1 pseudogene is annotated in these 1,552 nt (G+C 47.7%); it reads left to right on the forward strand.

What is annotated here, in order from left to right:
• Positions 1 to 155 precede the first annotated feature (155 nt).
• Positions 156 to 1,320, forward strand: a pseudogene (locus tag O9300_RS09960) (ISAs1 family transposase).
• The last annotated feature ends 232 nt before the right edge of the window (positions 1,321 to 1,552 follow it).

The raw sequence follows: 1,552 nt of genomic DNA on the forward strand, positions 1-1,552 counted from the left end.
AGGGTAATCGCGCGTCGTTTTGTATAGATGGTAACAGACAAAAATCCCTAACTGTTAATTTGGTGACGACGAACTGGCCTGAGTTAATCTGAGAGGAAGTGAAAAATCCTGTATTTTAGTGGTTGAGTATGGCAGAAGGATTTGGTCCCCTAGTCTTGAACCCCAAGCAAGAGCGAGAGGCAAAACTTTTAAGAAAGAGTGTCTTGAAACATTTTCAGCACCTAGAAGACCCCAGAGCGGACAGGGGACGCAATCACAGCCTGGTATCCCTAATTGCCCTAGCCATTTTGGCGGTCTTAGCGGGTGCCGACGGGTTTGTCGCCATAGAAGCCTACGGAAAAGCCAAACAATCCTGGTTGAAAACCTTTTTGGAATTACCCAATGGGATACCTTCCCACGACACCTTGGGTCGAGTCTTAGGAATGCTAGAACCCGAGCAATTAAGGTCGGGATTCCTAGGGTGGATCGGGGAAATCACCGAAAAATTGAACCTAGAACTAATCCACATAGATGGGAAAACCGCCAAGGGTTCCTATGACCGTGAAAAGAAACTAAAGGCTTTGCACACAGTAAGTGCTTGGAGTAGCGAACATGGGTTAGTCTTAGCCCAAGAAAAAGTGGACAGTAAATCCAATGAAATTACCGCCGTGCCGCTCAGAAGTGCAATTGCTCAATCTCAAGGGAGCGATAGTCACTTTGGATGCCATGGGAACCCAGACGGAAATTGCCCAACAAATCAAGTCTGGGGGCGGAGATTACGTCTTAGCCCTCAAAGGCAATCAGGGCAAGCTCTTTCAACAAGTAGAAGGCTGGTTTGACCAAGCTATAGCCGGGGATTGGCAAGGGATTGAATACAGCTACCACGAAAAGGTGGAGTCGGGGCATCACCGTATCGAAACCCGTCAAATTTGGGTGGTGCCGGTGTCCCAATTACCGCCCCTGCATCGGCAGAGTCTGTGGCCTGGCCTAACCACCCTAGTCATGGTTCGCAGTGTCCGCCAATTATGGAATAAAACTACTACAGAAATTCGCTTCTTCATCAGTAGTTTAGCAGCGGATGCCCAAAAACACGCCGAGGTGATTCGCGGACATTGGAGTATTGAAAATAGTCTCCATTGGGTACTCGATGTTACCTTTAATGAAGATGCCAGTCGGGTTCGTCTGGGGCATGGAGCGGAAAACCTAGGTCTGTTGCGCCGTTTAAGTGTGAATTTGTTGAAGCGGGAGCCCTCGAAAATGAGTCTGAAAATGAAACGTTATAGGGCGAGCATGGATGATAATTTCATGGTAAAAATCTTGGAGGCCAGTGCGGTTGACTGAAAAAGGAGGTGTCAATTAGACTTGTGAGCGTTCTCGCGCAGCGAGCGCGTTGCGACCAATCCAGTCTGGAATGAAAGAACCCAGTAGATAAAGTTCCTTCTGAGTTCATCGGTTTTCGAGGATTAGAAACCCCCTAAATTTCGGAAAATTACTCGGATAGAATCGGAACAAACGCCAAAATTTAGACTAACTTCTCGGAATTCAAGGGCTCGGTCAACGCGCGATTACCCTG

The organism is Microcystis sp. LE19-195.1E, assembly GCF_027532095.1.
Taxonomy (GTDB): domain Bacteria; phylum Cyanobacteriota; class Cyanobacteriia; order Cyanobacteriales; family Microcystaceae; genus Microcystis; species Microcystis aeruginosa.